This window comes from Rhizobium sullae (genome assembly GCF_900169785.1).
GTDB classification, from domain to species: domain Bacteria; phylum Pseudomonadota; class Alphaproteobacteria; order Rhizobiales; family Rhizobiaceae; genus Rhizobium; species Rhizobium sullae.
Map to the genome: position 1 here is coordinate 14257 of NZ_FWER01000040.1, position 17210 is coordinate 31466.

General features: G+C 58.9%; 15 protein-coding genes and 1 pseudogene. 6 read left to right on the plus strand and 10 right to left on the minus strand.

Going from position 1 to position 17210, the window contains the following annotated elements; translation table 11 throughout:
* Positions 1–3: 3 nt before the first annotated feature.
* On the plus strand, positions 4–786 hold the full coding sequence (locus tag BN1800_RS27610) for a sulfite exporter TauE/SafE family protein (RefSeq protein WP_087001984.1): 783 nt from the start codon (positions 4–6) through the stop codon (positions 784–786).
* Here the strand turns inward: BN1800_RS27610 and BN1800_RS42865 are convergent.
* Positions 760–1119, minus strand: a pseudogene (locus BN1800_RS42865) (hypothetical protein); the annotation flags it as partial. The gene BN1800_RS27610 and the pseudogene BN1800_RS42865 sit on opposite strands and share 27 nt — an antisense overlap.
* Before the next feature lie 202 nt (positions 1120–1321).
* Between BN1800_RS42865 and BN1800_RS27625 the strand changes: the two are divergent.
* Together BN1800_RS27625 and BN1800_RS27630 are read left to right on the plus strand one after the other, a co-directional pair.
* Positions 1322–2968, plus strand: coding sequence for an acetolactate synthase large subunit (locus BN1800_RS27625; protein WP_027509162.1), 1647 nt, complete (start codon positions 1322–1324; stop codon positions 2966–2968).
* Between the two features lies 1 nt (position 2969).
* Positions 2970–4361: an aldehyde dehydrogenase family protein gene (locus BN1800_RS27630; protein WP_027509163.1), complete on the plus strand. Its 1392-nt coding sequence runs from the start codon at positions 2970–2972 to the stop codon at positions 4359–4361.
* Between the two features lie 261 nt (positions 4362–4622).
* Here the strand turns inward: BN1800_RS27630 and BN1800_RS27635 are convergent, their stop codons facing one another.
* Both BN1800_RS27635 and BN1800_RS27640 read right to left on the minus strand, forming a co-directional pair.
* On the minus strand, positions 4623–5105 hold the full coding sequence (locus tag BN1800_RS27635) for a RidA family protein (protein ID WP_087001988.1): 483 nt from the start codon (positions 5103–5105) through the stop codon (positions 4623–4625).
* Positions 5106–5124: 19 nt separating this feature from the next.
* The gene (locus BN1800_RS27640) at positions 5125–5559 is read right to left on the minus strand and encodes a cupin domain-containing protein (RefSeq protein ID WP_087002036.1); all 435 of its coding nucleotides are present in this window, start codon (positions 5557–5559) and stop codon (positions 5125–5127) included.
* 119 nt (positions 5560–5678) lie between these two features.
* On the opposite strand from BN1800_RS27640, the gene BN1800_RS27645 reads away from it, so the two are divergent.
* Both BN1800_RS27645 and BN1800_RS27650 read left to right on the plus strand, forming a co-directional pair.
* Positions 5679–7253 (plus strand): winged helix-turn-helix domain-containing tetratricopeptide repeat protein, encoded by a 1575-nt coding sequence (locus BN1800_RS27645; RefSeq protein WP_087001990.1) that lies wholly within the window; start codon positions 5679–5681, stop codon positions 7251–7253.
* A 171-nt stretch (positions 7254–7424) separates the two neighbouring features.
* A complete protein-coding gene (locus BN1800_RS27650; RefSeq protein WP_244564672.1) occupies positions 7425–7676 on the plus strand; it encodes a Fic/DOC family N-terminal domain-containing protein in 252 nt (83 codons plus the stop codon).
* A 64-nt stretch (positions 7677–7740) separates the two neighbouring features.
* On the opposite strand, the gene BN1800_RS27655 is transcribed toward BN1800_RS27650, so the two are convergent.
* The 5 genes from BN1800_RS27655 to BN1800_RS27675 all read right to left on the minus strand — a co-directional run bounded on the left by BN1800_RS27655 (position 7741) and on the right by BN1800_RS27675 (position 12259).
* The gene (locus BN1800_RS27655; protein ID WP_027509167.1) at positions 7741–8781 is read right to left on the minus strand and encodes a quaternary amine ABC transporter ATP-binding protein; all 1041 of its coding nucleotides are present in this window, start codon (positions 8779–8781) and stop codon (positions 7741–7743) included.
* Complete coding sequence (locus BN1800_RS27660; RefSeq protein WP_087001992.1) at positions 8774–9661, minus strand: ABC transporter permease; 888 nt, start codon at positions 9659–9661, stop codon at positions 8774–8776. Before BN1800_RS27660 ends, BN1800_RS27655 begins: the two co-directional genes overlap by 8 nt.
* Before the next feature lie 93 nt (positions 9662–9754).
* The gene (locus BN1800_RS27665) at positions 9755–10756 is read right to left on the minus strand and encodes an ABC transporter substrate-binding protein (RefSeq protein WP_027509169.1); all 1002 of its coding nucleotides are present in this window, start codon (positions 10754–10756) and stop codon (positions 9755–9757) included.
* Positions 10757–10824: 68 nt separating this feature from the next.
* Positions 10825–11619 carry a pyrroline-5-carboxylate reductase family protein gene (locus BN1800_RS27670; RefSeq protein ID WP_087001994.1) on the minus strand — a complete coding sequence of 265 codons (795 nt, stop codon included), beginning with the start codon at positions 11617–11619 and terminating at the stop codon, positions 10825–10827.
* 10 nt (positions 11620–11629) lie between these two features.
* Positions 11630–12259, minus strand: coding sequence for a TetR/AcrR family transcriptional regulator (locus tag BN1800_RS27675; protein WP_087001996.1), 630 nt, complete (start codon positions 12257–12259; stop codon positions 11630–11632).
* Positions 12260–12406: 147 nt separating this feature from the next.
* On the opposite strand from BN1800_RS27675, the gene BN1800_RS27680 reads away from it, so the two are divergent.
* Positions 12407–14443 (plus strand): NADH:flavin oxidoreductase, encoded by a 2037-nt coding sequence (locus BN1800_RS27680; RefSeq protein ID WP_087001998.1) that lies wholly within the window; start codon positions 12407–12409, stop codon positions 14441–14443.
* Between the two features lie 310 nt (positions 14444–14753).
* On the opposite strand, the gene BN1800_RS27685 is transcribed toward BN1800_RS27680, so the two are convergent.
* The gene (locus BN1800_RS27685; protein WP_087002000.1) at positions 14754–15839 is read right to left on the minus strand and encodes an FAD-binding oxidoreductase; all 1086 of its coding nucleotides are present in this window, start codon (positions 15837–15839) and stop codon (positions 14754–14756) included.
* Positions 15829–17082, minus strand: coding sequence for an aromatic ring-hydroxylating oxygenase subunit alpha (locus BN1800_RS27690; RefSeq protein WP_087002002.1), 1254 nt, complete (start codon positions 17080–17082; stop codon positions 15829–15831). Before BN1800_RS27690 ends, BN1800_RS27685 begins: the two co-directional genes overlap by 11 nt.
* Between the last annotated feature and the right edge of the window lie 128 nt (positions 17083–17210).

The window sequence follows — 17210 nt, forward strand, 5'->3', positions numbered from 1 at the left end:
GAAGTGGATGGTTCTCTCCAGCAGCTTTTACTCGCGATCGGTTCAGGATCGCTGATCGGATGTACGCTCGGTCTGATTGGCGGAGGCGGGTCGATCCTCGCCACGCCCCTGTTGATCTACGTCGTCGGGATGCGCGATGTTCATATGGCGATCGGGACCGGCGCCCTTGGCGTTTCGGTCAACGCCTACCTCAACCTGGCCGGTCATGCCATTAAGGGCCATGTGTGGTGGCGATGCGCTGTTATCTTCGCGATCACCGGTTCACTCGGCGCCTATTTGGGTTCGAGCCTTGGAAAGATCGCCGAGGGGCAAAGCCTGCTCTTCATGTTCGGCCTATTGATGATGTTCGTCAGTGTTGTCATGCGAAAGACGAGGAGCCAGGCAGATGTCACAGCACAATCGCTGACGACCCGGACGCATGGGAAGACGAGCTTGGTTGCGCTTGCAACCGGACTGAGCTCGGGCTTTTTCGGAATAGGCGGTGGCTTCCTCATCGTCCCGGGCCTCTTACTCTCCACCGGCATGCCCCTCATCAATGCGGTCGGCACGTCACTTCTCGCTGTTGGCACTTTCGGTCTGATGACGGCCGCAAACTATGCCGCGTCTGGCTTTGTCGATTGGCTGACCGCCGGATACTTTATTGCCGGCGGCATTGGTGGCGGAATTGTCGGCACCATAGCCGCCAGTCGGCTGGCAACCCATCGAAACGCACTTGCCCAGATCTTCCGGTGGGTCGTCTTCTGCGTCAGCCTTTATGTTTTATGGCGCAGCTACGCCGCATTTTAGTGCTGCTCGCCGCACCGACCCGTTTCGGCGCAGTCCCAGCACCTCGTTGCTCCTCTCGAACGGGAAGATCCGTCCATCACTGGGCGGATTTGACCCCCCTCGATCAGGGAGGTGATGTTTCCGAGCTGCCCGCCGTTCGCTGTCACGCAGAGAAACGAATAGTCGATCCTTTGGGGGGCGTTTAGATTTTCTCCTAATGCTGGAGCTCAGCAGGCGCATGACCTGTCGACGCAGCCAGCCGTCGCCGTTCTGCCTCGCGAAGCCCGGATCGGGCGGACCGGGAATCGAGATCGGCTTCCCGCCCGGCTTCATCCCGAGCCTGATCTCCAAGGTTGGGGGAGAATATCAGCTGCCTGGCGCCGTCGCGACAGACTTTCTCGTTGAAGGCAACAATCGATGAGCCGATGGCGCCCCGCCAGAACCGGCGCCAAATCCGATTGGACTACGCCGCAAAGGCGCCTATCTTCAGGGTTGCCGTCTTCCAATCCTGGAACCCTCGACCGATTGACACGCCAACCAGCACAGGCACCCATCCATGACCAAAGGCTCTGATCTTCTCGTGGCCGCACTTGAGAACGAAGGTGTCGACCGTATCTTCGGCATTCCCGGCGAAGAGAACCTCGACGTCGTCGAGTCCATCCGCAAATCGTCAATCCAGTTGGTGCTCACCCGCCACGAACAGGCGGCTGCGTTCATGGCTGCGACCTACGGCCGCCTGACGGGAAAACCGGGGGTGTGCCTGGCGACGCTTGGGCCGGGTGCATTGAACCTTTCGACGGGTGCGGCATACGCGCTGCTCGGCGCGATGCCGATGGTGATGATTACCGGTCAGAAAGGTATCCTGTCGTCTCGCCAGGCCCGGTTCCAGGTGGTCGATGTCGTTGCCTCGATGAAGCCGCTTACCAAGCTCGCAAGGCAGATCGTATCGCCGCAGATGATCCCGACGACGGTCAGGGAAGCGTTCCGGATTGCGCAGGAGGAAAGGCCAGGCCCCGTTCACCTGGAGCTCCCGGAGGACATCGCCGCCGAGGAATGTCAGCCGATGGCCATGGTCGCGCCACATCAGCTCGAGCTGCCGACCGCAAGCAATGCGGCGCTTGATCGCGCCGCCGCCCTCATCACTGCAGCGAAACGTCCGCTGCTGATGTTCGGCGCCGCTGCCTCGCGCCCGCGCTCGACGTCCGACATTGCGCAGTTCGTCTTGCGCACCCGCATCCCGTTCTTCACGACCCAGATGGGCAAGGGCACGGTTCCAGGCGGGACCGAACTTTATATGGGCACGGCCGCGCTTTCGGAGCGGGACTATGTCCATGAGGCCATCGAGCAGGCCGACCTGATCATTACCATCGGCCACGATACGATCGAAAAGCCGCCGTTCATAATGGGTAAGGGCGGCCCTCATGTCGTCCATGTCGGATACCAGCCGGCGACCGTCGAACAGGTCTATTTTCCACAGTCGGAGGTGATCGGCGACATCGGGCCGTCGCTTAAGGCGCTTGCCGATCGCATTGAAGGCCGGCTCCCGAACGCCCAGGCACTGCTCCACCTCAGGGAGCGTATCCTCGAGCGCATCGCGGCCCGCGCCACCGAGGACCGCTTCACGCCCCAGCGCCTTGTCCACGACATCCGTGAGGTGATGCCGCACGACGGCATCCTCGCGCTCGACAACGGCATGTACAAGATATGGTTTGCCCGGAATTATCGGACGAAGATGGCGAACACGCTGCTGCTCGACAACGCGCTTGCCACGATGGGAGCAGGGCTGCCCTCGGCCATGGTCGCCTCGATGCTCCACCCCGATCGCCGTGTCATGGCGATTTGCGGCGACGGCGGATTCATGATGAACAGCCAGGAACTCGAGACGGCGGTGCGCATGAAACTGAACCTCGTCGTCCTCGTCATCGAGGACCGTGCGTACGGAATGATCCGCTGGAAGCAGGCCGTCGACGGGTTCCCTGACTTCGGCATGACGTTCGCAAATCCCGACTTCGTAAAATATGCCGAGTCCTACGGTGCGAGCGGGACCAGGGTCGATGACATCGGCCAGTTCGAACAGGTTCTCGAAAATGCGTTCTCCGGCGGCGGCGTGCATCTGGTGACCGTCCCGGTCGACTACTCGGAAAACGAACGGGTGCTGGTGAAGGAGCTCCGTGAACGGCTCCCCGCGATATTGGAGATCTGAGATGCCGCTCAACTTGAAGGTTTACCAGGCGTTTGATCGCGAACTCATTGCGGAAGTCCCGGCCGACGATGCCGCGGCTCTCGATCACAAGCTTTCTGTCGCCGCGAAAGCCTTCGCCGACCGCGATGCCTGGCTGCCAGCGCATCAGAGGATGGCGATCCTGAGAAAGGCGTCGGAGCTTTTGGAGGAGAACCGTGACCGCTTTGCAATGATGATCGCTCGCGAGGGCGGCAAGCCGCTTACGGATGCGGTCATTGAGGTTACACGCGCGATCGACGGCCTCGTCAACGCGGCCGACGAACTCCGTAACTTCGGCGGCAAGGAAATCCCGATGGGACTTACTGCTGCCAGCACGAATCGATGGGCCTTCACCACCAAGGAGCCGATGGGCGTGGTGGCGGCGATTTCGGCGTTCAACCATCCGCTCAATCTCGTCATCCACCAGATCGCGCCAGCAATCGCCGTCGGTTGCCCGGTGATCATAAAGCCGGCGGCGACGACGCCGGTTTCCTGCGTGGAGATTGCCAAGTTGCTCTGGCAAGCCGGCCTCGATGAGCGGTGGTGTCAGACATTCGTTACGGAGGACAATGCGCTTGCCGAAGCGTTCGCAACCGATCACCGCGTCGCGTTTTTAAGCTTCATCGGCTCTGCGAAAGTTGGGTGGTACCTCAAGAGCAAGCTTTCGCCAGGCACCAGATGCGCGCTCGAGCACGGCGGGGCGGCGCCCGTCATCGTTGACCGCAGCGCAAACCTCGACGTGATCGTCGGCGCCATTGTCAAAGGCGGCTATTATCATGCCGGGCAGGTCTGCGTGTCCGCGCAGCGTCTCTTCGTGCATGAGGACATTCTGACCGCGTTCACGGACACTCTCGCCGCCAAGGTCGGCACCCTTCGTGTCGGTGATCCGACACTGAAAGAGACAGAGGTCGGACCGCTCATCCTGCCACGCGAGACCGAACGTGTCGCGAGCTGGATCAAGGAAGCGGTTGACGCCGGCGCCAGGCAGCTCGGAGGAGGGCGGATGTCAGAGACCACCCTCCTGCCTTCGGTCCTTCTTGATCCTCCCGAAGACGCCAGGGTATCTCGTCTCGAGGTTTTCGGACCACTGACCTGCGTATATCGTTACAGCGAACTTGACGAGGCAATCCGCATTGCCAACGCGTTGCCATATGCGTTCCAGGCGAGCATCTTTTCCTCCGACATGGCAGTTGCGCTGAGGGCGGCGAAGCGTCTGGATGCGTCGGCTGTGCTCGTGAACGACCACACCGCTTTCCGGACCGACTGGATGCCGTTTGCAGGGCGCCGGCAGTCGGGATACGGGGTCGGCGGCATTCCCTGGACGATGGAAGAGATGGCCGACGACAAAATGATCGTGTTCAACCACGTTTCTTAAGCAATCGCGTCGTCGCAGCATCCATGCCTCAGGGATTCAGTTGGAGAACGTGCAACGCCGAATCGTCTCAGGAGACCTGGGCCTGTGGGGCCGGCCCGGGTCGCTCTGATCTGCAAGTGGGTAGCGATCGACCGCGCCGCTTAGCGTCCGACAAGCGATGCGCCGGCGATCCTTGAGGCGGCAGAACATGCGCTCGACGACGCTACGCTTTTTGTAGACGGCCTTGGGATTCGAAGACGGTTAAAGATCGATCCTAAGCGGTCACCCGTCAATTTCCACTTCCGCTTCGCAGTTTACGGGCGCGTTCAAAGGGATGGCCATGCCGATGGACGAGCGGGCGTGAGCGCCAGCGTCAGGCCCGTACAGCTCCAGTATCAAGTCGGAATAACCGTTTGTGACAAGCGGCGTCTCATTGAATCCCGGAGCAACATTCACCATGGCGAAGACGCGCAGCCAGGCCGTAACCCGATCGAGGTTCCCGACAGCCCGCTTGAGGCTCGCGAGATGGGCCAGGGCAACGAGCCGCGCTGACGCGTAACCCTGCTCCGGCGAAACCTCGGTCCCGACCTTGCCGAGGGGCCTTGCCAATGTCCCATCCCGGTTACACGCGACGTGACCCGAGATGTAGGCGCGCGTGCCGCGCACCCGGACCCAGGCGAAAGGCATATGCAGCCCTTCGCGCACTTTCAGAGGCTCGGGCAGTTCCAGACCCATAGCGGCCAGACGTTGTTTAATGATGGCCATAGCGCACCTCCCGGCCTGATTAGGGTACGATGTCGTCGAGTTCCGGCATCAGCACGACGCTCTCGTTCGCTGCGGGGTCGTTGCGGGCACCGAGGAACTCGGCGGTTTCCGTGCTGCGATTGACGGCCACGTGCGGAACGCCGGCCGGAATGAATAGGTAGTCGCCGGGGAAGACCTTTTCGCACCGTTCGAGCCCGGCCCCCGACCAAATCTCGATCTCTTTGCCTGCGGTCATAAGCAGGGCCGTCTCGTGTCCCTGATGGTGATGGGCGCTGGTTCGTCTCCCTGCGGGTAGCGATATCATCCCGAGCCACAGGATGCTGGATCCGACGCTCTCCGCCGAGACTCCCGAGCGATAGACAGATCCCTGCTCGGCGACATAGCTGTCACTCCCGCCTACGATTTTCGCGGTTAATACATGAGCATTTTTCAGTTGCATTGCTTCGTTCTTCATCGCTCTCAGGACCTCAACTGCTGCATGGAGCTGAGTTTGCTCGCGGAGCCGGCGCAAGTCCTGAAACGAGGGCCGAAAAATTCCAAAAAATTCCGAAATCGGGCGTATCATCCCCAATCATGAGCACCCCGCGCCTTGCATTCGGCCCCTTCGAGTTCATTGCCGAGAACGGATGCCTTCTCCGTGACAATCGGCCTGTCGCCATCGGCGCCCGTGGCGCTTCGCTGCTTGCCGTTCTACTCGCTGCAGATGGGCGCGTCGTCACCAAGTCGGCGCTGATGGATGTCGTTTGGCCGGGCCTCGCCGTCGAGGAGAGTAATCTTTCCGTTCAGATTGCTGCCCTCCGCAAGCTGCTCGGCCCGGCATCAGACGGTGGCGACTGGATCGTCACGGTCCCGCGGGTCGGATACAGATTTTCCGGTCCGGTGGAGCGCCGGACCGACGGACCCGATAGCCCAAGGCATTCGGAGGCGAGATCCAGCCCCGGGATTGCAGTACTGCCTTTCGAGAATCTCGGCGGCGATGCCGAGAGACAATATCTGGCCGACGGTATCGCCGACGACCTGATCATGGCGCTCGCTCGGTTCCGATGGTTCCGCGTCGCGTCGCGTGGGGCGAGTTTCGCATTGAGGAACGGCCCGAGGGATCCGAAGTCTATCGCGCACCACCTTGGCGTCGATTTTCTGGTGGATGGAGCCATCCGGCATACCGGCGATCGGATGCGGATATCGGTGCACCTCGCCGACGCAATGAAGGGCGCCACCGTCTGGTCCGAACATTACGATCTTCAAGTGGTCGACGTATTTGCGGTGCAGGACGCCATCGCCGAGCGGATCGCAGCTGCGGTCGAGCCCGAACTGCTGTTGCGCCATGGACTTCAGGTTGCTCCGCACACCGGCAACGTCACCGCCTGGGACCTTGTACGGCAAGGCACATTCAATTTTCACAAGGTAACGCAGCCAACCCACCTTCTCGCACGGCGATTCTTCCGAGAGGCCGCGGAGCTCGATCCCATGCTGCCAGAGGCGCAGATCTGGCGGGCGCGGGTCAACGCAGGCCTCATCGCCTATGGCTGGACGGAAAATCCCGCCTCGGACGGGAAGGAAGGACTCGATGCGGCCCTGCGGGCGATATATCTCGACGCCCGGAATCCGTATGCCCACTATGCGCTGGCGATTGTGTCGGCCTACACAGGCAGGGCTAACCAGGCGATCCTCGCAGCGGAACGGTCCATCGAACTCGGTCCGAGCTTCGCCTTGGGGTATCTCGTGCTCGGCATGGCCCGTCTTTTCGTGGGCGATGCGGCCGGTGCGCGAAAGCCGCTGGCTCGCGGCCTCGAACTCAACCCCCACGATCCTCAGAATGCGGTCTGGTTCAGCCTCTTGATGCTTGCGCTGTTCTTTTCGGGCGACCTCGAGGGCGCGCTCGACACGGGGCGTGCGGCGCTAAAGGCGCGGCCTGACTGGCCGGCGCTGCTCCGCATTCAGGCGTGCTGCCACACGGCCGTGGGAGATAGTCAGGAGGCTCGCCGCTTCGCCGCCGCTGCAGGCGATCTCCCGGAGCCTGCCGGCGATGCGCTTGGTCCGTTCAGAGATGGCAACAAGGAATGGGCGACCTGCCTCGAGGGCCTGCTGCGACAGGCAGGGCATCAAACGACCGGTTCCGATCGTACCGCCACCTTTCCAGAAGTCTAGGAACGAGGAACGATTCCTTTACTAACGAATCTTGTTAATAAAGACTTCGTTCTTGGTGGAGTCGGCAGGGGAATGCGACCCGCCTGGCCACCGCTCATAACTGACGGCAAGCTTGAGCGTCGCCTTCGGGAAGCCGACCAGGCGCCCGTTCGGCTCGATTTGGCAGGCGAGATGGTGCCATCGTTCGATTGGTTCATCGACGCCTTCGTGCGCAAGGAGGCGGTGATCTCGTCGCAGATCGAGGGCACACCAAGGCATCGCTCGTTGACCTTCTCACCTTCGACGCCGAAGAGCATTCTGCACCCAATGCCGACATCGAAGAGGTCACGAGGGCCTCACGTTGGTCAGCTGCGTTTCACGCAGTCCGGGCCGCGGCAGTACTCGACCTGTCAAGCGAATCGAGAAATTGACCCCCTTCATTGATTTTGGTCGGTTCCTTTGTTTCAAGCGCCGCTCCGGTCTTCTGCAGAAGGCCGGAGCGGCCAGTTTAATGAGGAGTGACTATCGCAGATGCCAGTTGTCGGAGGCTAAGGGTGCCGATAGCCGCTCCGGTCGAATCCGTCACGGCGACGTCCTCGTCCGCGCGTCGATCGGTCAATATCCTTATTGCATCTTCGATCGTCGTTCCCGATGCTATGTTCGTGCCATTCAGGCGATGCTCAGGCCCGGCCGGCGTCATAACCGCATCCACGTGGATCACTCGGCCCCGATTGACCTCCTTCACGAAGTTGGCGATGTATTCGTCGGCCGGTCTGAGGACGATGTCCTGGCTGGTGCCTTGCTGAATGACCTCGCCGTCCCTGAGAATGGCTATCTGGTCACCCAGGCGGAGAGCCTCATCGAGATCGTGAGTGATGAATACGACCGTCTTTTTGATCTCCTTTTGCAGGTCCAACAGGACGGTCTGCATGTCCGTCCTGATCAGCGGATCAAGGGCCGAGTACGCTTCGTCCATGAGCAAGACCGGCGCGTCGTTGGCCAGCGCGCGGGCAAGGCCGACGCGTTGCTGCATTCCTCCTGAAAGCTGATTGGGATATTTCTGTTCGAATCCCTTCAGCCCGACGCGCTCGATCCATTGCATGGCTGTTTCGACGCCTTTGGAGCGCGGGACGCCTTGGACTTCCAATCCGTAGATCGTGTTTTCAAGAACAGTGCGGTGCGGAAGCAGCGCAAATTTCTGAAACACCATTGCCGTCTGGTGGCGACGAAACTCCTGCAATTCCGCGGGGTTCATCTTGACAACGTCGACACCGTTCACCCGAACCTCGCCGGCGGTCGGATCGATCAAACGGTTGATATGCCGGATCAGCGTGGACTTCCCGGAGCCCGACAGCCCCATAATCACTTGAATGGAACCAGCCGGCATCTCGATGTTGATATCTTTCAGACCGAGCACGTGTCCGTGCCTTTCGTTCAGTTCGGCTTTGCCGAGACCGTTCCGGACGGCGTCGACATAGGTAGCGCCGTTGGGCCCGAAGATCTTGTAGAGGCGGCGGATTTTGATGCCGCCGAAATGGTGATCAACCATGGACGATCTCCCGGTGCCTTTGGAGTCTCTTGCCATAGGCTTGGCTGACTCTGTCGAAGATTATGGCGATGCCGACGATGGCAAGGCCATTGAAAATTCCCAATGTGAAGTACTGGTTCGCGATCGCCTTGAGAACAGGCTGGCCAAGCCCCTGCACGCCAATCATCGATGCGACCACGACCATGGCGAGTGCCATCATGATGGTCTGGTTGATGCCGGCCATGATGGTCGGAAGCGCCAGCGGCAGTTGGACTTTGAACAGCTTCTGTCGGCCTGATGATCCGAACGCATCGGCGGCCTCAAGGACGTCCTTGTCGACGAGGCGAATACCCAGATCCGTCAGTCTGATCATCGGCGGAATGGCGTAAATGACGACTGCAATCAGCCCGGGCACTTTGCCAATCCCCAGGAGCATGACCACCGGTATGAGATAGACGAAGCTCGGCATGGTCTGCATAACGTCAAGGATCGGATTGACGATCCTCTGAACCCGGTCAGACCGGGACATTAAAATGCCGACCGGAATACCGATGGCGATAGAGAGTAGGGTGCACACAAAGATCATCGAGAGGGTGCGCATGGTGTCGTCCCACATGTCGAAATAGCCAATGGCCAGCAGCGTAAAAAGACAGCCTGATGCGACCTTGAAGCTGCGGCTTGCCGCCCAGGCGATCGCGAGGACAAGCACGGTGATGATCGGCCACGGCGTCTGCGTCATAAACCGGTCGGCGGCGATGAGAAAATGCTGCAGCGGGGAGAAGAAACCTTCGATCGCATCGCCATAAGCGCGGGTGAATGTGCGAAACCCGTCGTCGATCGCCTTCTTGAGATTGCGAAGAGCGTCATCATCCATATGCGGGAATTTGTAAAACCATTCCATGCGGTTCCCCTTATTCTTAAAAAGAGCCGGCCAAATTCTTCTTATTTTCGGCGTTTACGTGCGGTGCGCATGGATACGCACCGCACACAGAACTTAAAGAGAAGCTTCGATTTTCTCTGCTGCTTCAGGCGAGACCCACTTGGTCCAGATGTCCTTGTTTTCTTTTAGGAAGTGTTTCGCACCATCTTCGCCGGATGCTTGATTTTCAGTCATCCAGGCCATCAGCTTGCCGACCGTGTCATTGCTCCAGGAGCGCTTCTCGAGATAGCTCATGACCTCAGGGCCGACCTTTTCGGAGAACGGCTTCGCGACCAAGGTCACGACCTTGTCGACCGGCCAGGCGTTCGGCTTCGGATCAGGGCAATCCGCCACAGTGTTGCAACGCTTCCACTCGGCAGAATCATGGGGCACACCGGGATCCAGCTTTACCATCGCATACTTGCCAAGAAGCGCAGTCGGAGCCCAGTAATATGTCGCAAAGCCCTGCTGACGCTCATAGGCCTTTGCAATCGCCCCATCGAGGCCGGCGGCCGAACCAGTATCCACGAGCGTGAAGCCCGCTTTTTCGCCGGCGAAAGCCTTGTAGAGCTGCGAGGTGACGACCGTTCCTCCCCAACCCTGGGGACCGTTGAAAATCGCGCCCTTCTTCGAATCCTCCGCATCGGGGACAAGTTCGGGGTGTTTCAGCATGTCGGGGATTGTCTTGAGGTCGGGATGAGCGTCCGCAAGATATTTGGGAATCCACCAGCCTTGAACGCCGCCATCGGGAAGAGGGGAGCCGACCTGAATGATCTGGCCTGCTTCCGTTCCTTTTTTCACGACATCCGGCAAAAGGTCGATCCAAGCTTCCGGCGCGATATCCGGCTGGCCTTTTTCCGCCATTGAGGTGATGGTCGGAACGGTGTCGCCAACGGTGATGTCCGCGCTACATCCATAGCCTTCGTTCAGGATTATTTTGTCGAGGTTCGAGAGAACTTCTGCACTTTGCCAGTTCATGCTCGCAATCGTCACGCTTCCACACTCTGCGGCGTTCGCAAGTGATGCTCCACCCAGGAGGCCGAACATCAGGCATGTTGATGCAAGGAGTCTGTTCATTATCGTTCCCTTTATTTAAGCGGCGCTTTTGCGAAGCGGGGCGCTGCGTTAGCCCGCTCAAGCGGTTGTCAGGAGGCGTCTCCCATACTCACCGATTTTCTGAATGCTGCCGAAAGTCCTTCCGAAACGGTGGCTTCCAGGCCAAAAGCGCGCATCGCCTCGATTGCCGCTGCGGTCGTTCCCCGATAATCGAGAAACGAATTGACGATGTTGTTTGGACAGTCATCCCGATGCTCCAGCAAAGCCCCAGCCCCTATCAGCACCGTGTTCACGGCGCGGCGTGCGATGTCTGTGGAAAGGCCGTGATGGACGGCATCTTTCATCATCGCGGCGCCGAATAGCGCCGGAAACGCGGGCCCTGACCCGGACAAACCGGTCAAATAGTCGATATCGCTTTCGCCATTCACTTCGTCCTCGACGCCACAAGCACGAAAGATACGACGTGCGACATTTCGATCGGCCTCGTCCATGCCACCTGATGCAATCCACGGCGTATAGGATCTGCCAACCTCAACTGCGGCGTTGGGTAGGGCACGGACAACGCGGCTCGTTTGATGATGTGCCGCAAGCTGGTGCAGGCGGATGCCCGCCATAACAGAGATGACGAGCTTGCCCTGGGCGTCGACCGACAGAGACGGCCAATCGGCCGGACGGACAGAAACGATGATCACGTCCGATCGCTCTGCAAGCTCCTGGTTGTCTTGCGTGCAGTAAACGTTCGGAAAACCCGCAGGCCTCTCGTGCCGATAGGAGAGCGCAAGTGCTTCGTGCCGAACAACTCCCTTGTTGAGAATCGCGTTGGCAAGGGCTTTCCCGAGCCACCCTCCGCCACCGATCACTCCGATCCTCATCGAGTCCTGCATCCGCTTCTTCTCATTTCGGTTTATGGCCATGCCTGGCAAAGAAGCGATCAAGCTCTCTTTGCTGGGGAATCTGGCCGGTGTAGATCGCGATATATTCGGGAATACGCTTCATTCGCACCGCGATCTCTTCGCGGGACTGCATCGAGATGTAGCCGATCTGAACGAGATAGGTCGTCCGGGCTCGGACGTCGGCTGTTGTTTCCTCGTATCCAAAGCGCAGGAACATTCGCTTGAGCGCCTCAAGCCGAATTTGATCTGCCTTTTGAACCTCGAAAAGAATCTCTTCTGATTGCAGCGCCCAACTGCGTACGGCAAATTCGAACTTGGAGTCGAACAAGTTCTGATCGAGCCAGCAGTCAAAAACGTTGAGCATGGCCTCGGCAAGTGATTCCGCGTAGGCTTCGCTCTGCTTTATTATGTTTCCGGTGTTTTTCTCCCGCCAGCGCGCAATCAGGCCGGCAAGCAATTCTTCGCGGTCCTTGAAGAACCAGTAGAAGCTCGTCCGCGAAAGGTTGAGTTTCTTGGCCAAGGGAAGAATTTTCACTGAATCGACGCCGGATTCTAGGAGAGATTCGTAGGCTGCTTCCAGCCAGCCCTCCTGCGATCCACGCCAGCCGGTATCGTTCAAAGCCTGTTCCATGATTGACCTCCTAACAAAAAATGAAACTCGATACAAGAAAAATGTACACCTATGTCAATGGAAATGACTTAAGTGTTTTGTTAGTTGACATGAATGTACATTTCCGCTTAGCGTTTACCACAACTGTCCTAGTCCGGAGCCCGACAGATGTCGAACGATCCTCTCCTTCAGCCTTATCAACTCAAGCACCTGAAGCTTCGCAACCGCATCATCGTGACGTCGCACGAACCGGCATATCCGGAAGACGGTATGCCCAAGGAGCGCTATCTCGCCTACACCGTGGAAAGGGCAAAGGGTGGTGTCGCCATGACGATGACGGCCGGTTCCGCGGCTGTTTCAAAAGACAGCCCGCCCGTCTTCAACAACCTGCTCGCCTACAAGGACGAGATCGTACCGTGGCTGAAGGCAATGACCGATGCGGTGCATGAGGAAGGGGCGGCGATCATGATCCAGCTCACTCACCTCGGCCGGCGCACGCGCTGGGACAAGGGCGACTGGCTTCCCATTGTCGCACCGTCGCATCATCGCGAGGCCTCGCACCGGGCTTTCCCCAAGAAGATCGAAGATTGGGACATCGAGCGCATCATAAAGGACTTTGCCGACGCTGCAGAACGCATGAAGGCCGGCGGTATGGATGGCGTTGAGCTCGAGGCCTACGGGCACCTTCTTGACCAGTTCGCATCTCCGCTGACGAACGAACTCGAAGGTCCTTACGGTGGTTCGCTCGACAATCGCATGCGCTTCTGTCTGGATGTTCTAAGGGCGATCCGGAAACGGGTTGGAGAGGACTTCATTCTGGGAATACGCTACACCGCTGATGAATGTCTTCCAGGCGGCACCGGCAAGGCTGACGGCCTCGAAATTTCGAAGCGTCTCAAGGAAAGCGGCCTGATTGACTACTTGAACGTGATCCGCGGTCATATCGACACCGATGCCGGCCTCACAGACGTCATCCCGATCCAGGGTATGGCGAACTCCCCGCACCTCGATTTCGCGGGCGAGATTCGCGCCGCGACGGATTTCCCGACCTTCCACGCGGCCAAAATCCCGGATGTTGCAACTGCCCGCCATGCGATCGCGTCGGGCAAGGTCGATATGGTCGGTATGACCCGCGCTCATATGACGGACCCGCACATCGTTCGCAAAATTATGGAGAAGCGCGAAGAGGACATCCGTCCCTGCGTCGGCGCCAACTACTGTCTCGACCGCATTTACCAAGGCGGGGCCGCCTATTGCATCCACAATGCAGCAACCGGCCGCGAGCTGACAATGCCGCACGTGGTCAAAAAGGCGGACCTTCGGAAGAAAGTTGTCGTCGTCGGCGCAGGCCCAGGTGGGCTCGAAGCTGCACGGGTTGCAGCCGAGCGTGGCCACGAGGTCGTCGTATTCGAGGCGGCCAACGACCCCGGCGGCCAAATCCGCCTAACGGCCCAAAGCGAGCGCCGCAGGGAAATGATAAGCATCATCGACTGGCGGATGAACCAGTGCGAGAAGTACGGTGTGGTCTTCCATTTCAACACCTGGGCGGAAGCAGACACAGTGGAGGCGGAAAGGCCCGACGTGGTAATCATCGCCACGGGTGGCATGCCGCATACGGAAGTCCTCTCGGTAGGCAACGAACTGGTCGTCTCGGCATGGGACATCATCTCAGGTGACGTGAAACCAGGAGCCAACGTTCTCATCTTCGATGACGCCGGCGATCATGCAGGGCTGCAGGCTGCCGAGTTCATTGCCGAGGCAGGCGCCAAGGTGGAAATCATGACACCCGACCGTTCCTTCGCGCCGGAAGTCATGGCGATGAACCTCGTGCCCTACATGCGTTCGCTGCAGAAACTCGACGTCACCTTCACCGTGACCTTCAGGCTCGAAGCGGTCGAAAAGAACGGCAACCAGCTCATTGCCCGTGTAGGCAGCGATTACGGCGGTGTTGCGAAGAGGCGCACGGTCGACCAGGTTGTGATCAACCATGGAACGATACCGCTCGATGAACTCTATTTCGAGATGAAACCCTCTTCCACGAATCTTGGCGAAATTTCGCAGCAGCAATTGGTCGCCGGTGAACCCCAGACTATCGTCCGCAATCCTAAAGGGAAATTCCGTCTTTTCCGGATCGGGGATGCCGTGGCCGCTCGCAATACCCATGCCGCCATCTACGATGGGTTGCGGATCGCCAAGGATATTTAATCAATATGGCGGTTCAGGCTCCATTAGTTGACGGCAGTGACAGCGGATCGGCGGACGAAAAACGCCGCAGGAAGATCAGAGCTGTATTCGTATTATCCTGAACATGGCTCAGGTTCTATGATCGCAGACGGCCGCCTGGGCTCCAATACCACGATGCGTGGCACACTTCCCCGCTCTAACTCCATCTTCCGAGAGAAAGGGTCGATGTACATCAAGCGCCCGGCAACAGTCCCCTTTCTCCAGATGCGCAGCGCGCGCTAGTGCAGGCGTGGCATCCACGCTGCCTTACGCGCAAGGTCACTGGAAGTTTCTACCGATCGATCACAAGATCGCTTAGCGGCTTGGAACAGCAAGGGAGAAACAAGCCTGCGTCGATCTCTCGCTGCCTGATGCCGCCGTTGTGCTTCATGTCCACAGATCCGGAGACGAGCCTGGACTTGCAAGTGCCGCATACTCCGTTCGCGCATGAGGACGGAATTCTCAATCCTGCCTTCTTCGCACAACTGAGCACCGTCTGTTCGCGGGCAACGCCGATCGTCCGCGCCTGCTTCAGGAACTCCACCTCGAAGGATTTCGCAGTGACGACCTCTCCAACGGGAAGCTGCGTTTCATCGATCACTGCGGCGTCGAAGCTTTCTTCGATGTAGCTCGACGCTGGCACCCCGAGTTCGGCGGAGATCTTCCGTGCTGCGGCCATGAATGGAGCCGGTCCGCAACACATAACGATCCTCTCGGCAATGTCTGGAACCGCAAGCTTCATGAATTCCGACGAAATCCTGCCGGTCAAGCCCGGCCATGACGGCTCCCCGGTAACCACTTCCGGAAGGAAATGAAGTCTCAACCCTTTCATCCTGCCTGCCAAATTCGAGAGCTCCTCCCTGAAAATGAGATCCTTGGGTGTCCGAGCGGCATGGAGAAAGACGACGTCCGTTGGCTCGCATGTATCAGCCAGGTCTCTGACGATGGACATAACCGGCGTAATGCCGGATCCACCAGAGAGCAGCAGGAATTTCCTTCCAGCATCACGCGGCCGGACGAAATGACCCAGCGGCCCCTGCACCTTGACCGTTGTGCCGCTCGCTAGCTTGTCGTGCAGCCAGTTCGAGATCTTTCCATCCGCGATGCGCTTAACCGTAACCGTGAAGGTGCTCATCCGCTGAGGCGAAGAGGAAATGCTGTAGCAGCGGCGTTCAGGGTCGGGGTCGAGTGGGAAATCGAACAAGAAATACTGACCGCTGTCGAAGGCGAACCACTTGCCCTGCGGGGACGCAAACGTGAAGCTCTTCACGTCGTGCGTCTCCTGATGGACGTCTATGCAGACGACCGTGTCGTCGAGCTCTGGATCCCAGGCGTCATTCCGATGGCTCGATGAGGGGTGCACGATCTTAGTATCCATGAGCCCGCATCCGGTCGATGTACCAGGCCGCAAACCGGTCCAAGTTGGTTTCGGAAAACGGCGAGTAGGGTCCTGGTACATATGCAGGATCGAGGACACCGGCGTGAGATCGGGCGACAAGCTCCGCATCCTGGTCGGTCGTTGCGATCCAAACGTTCGTCAACTTTTCGAGATCGTAGTCGATGCCCTCGACGGCATCCTTGTGAACAAGCCACTTTGTGCGCACGAGGGTCTTGTCAGCGGAGAGCGGAATGACGATCGCAACGACCGCATGGTCGCCCATGAAGTGGTTCCAGCTATTGTGTCCCCACAGATGCGTGTCACCCAAGTCTTTCCGGGTCATGGTGCCGAGAAGCTTTGACGAAGCCGCGGTCGCGTCGGGCGTCTGCGATTCGCCAGCACCCGAAATGATCAGGCGCTGCGTTCTGAAGTTTGTCTCGCAGTCGACGAGTTGTTCGACGGCGGCAGAAGGGTAGCCGTCGGCCTCCCAGCTCTTGGTTTGCTCTGCATACAGAGCTTCGTGCTGTTCTGCCTGCTCCCTGTCTTCTGGGCTCAGGCTTTCCGGATCGAATCCGAAATCCAGATCGACGAACGACACGCAGAGCTCGGGATGGTTCGCGGAGCAGTGATAGCATTCGCGATTATTTTCCATGGTGAGCTTCCAGTTGCCATGTTCGACCACGTCAGCCTGGAACGCCACCTTTGTGTTGCGGATATCATAAGGCGCGAGCCGTTCCGTCATCACCGCCTCAAGTCGGTCGATGTCGGGCGGAGGGTTGTCGGAGAGGCAAGCATAGATGAGACCGCCGATCGATTTGAAATTGACCGGCCTGAGACTTTTGCAGCTCTTGTCGAAATCGGCGCCCATGTGAGGCGCGTAGGCGAGTTCGCCGTCAAGCTCATATGTCCACTGATGGTATGGACAGACGAGCTTGGAGATGACGCTTGATCCCGCGTTAAGGATTCGTGAGCCGCGATGACGGCATACGTTATGCACGACCCGAACCTGATTGTCATCGTCGCGAAGAATGATGAGGCCGCTGTTGCCAATATCGACAACGGTGGCGTCTCCCGGTTCTGGAACATCGCATTCCAGACCTATGCAAATCCAGTGTTTGCGAAAGAATACGTCGATGTCGGCCTCGAAAACATCCTCGCGGGTGTAGAGGCCGGCTGGAAGCGAATGGCCGTCCCCCCTCGTGTCGAGAAGCGAGGAAATCGAAGAAGCGAAGGTCTGAAGCATAATTCTACCTCATGGTTGGATGGGCAATAATCCGCTCGATCTTCCTGTGGCTCAACGGCACAAATCAGCCTTGGTTACATAAACAAATGTAATGGCACGGCGAAGACGCGACCATGAGAACTTGCCGG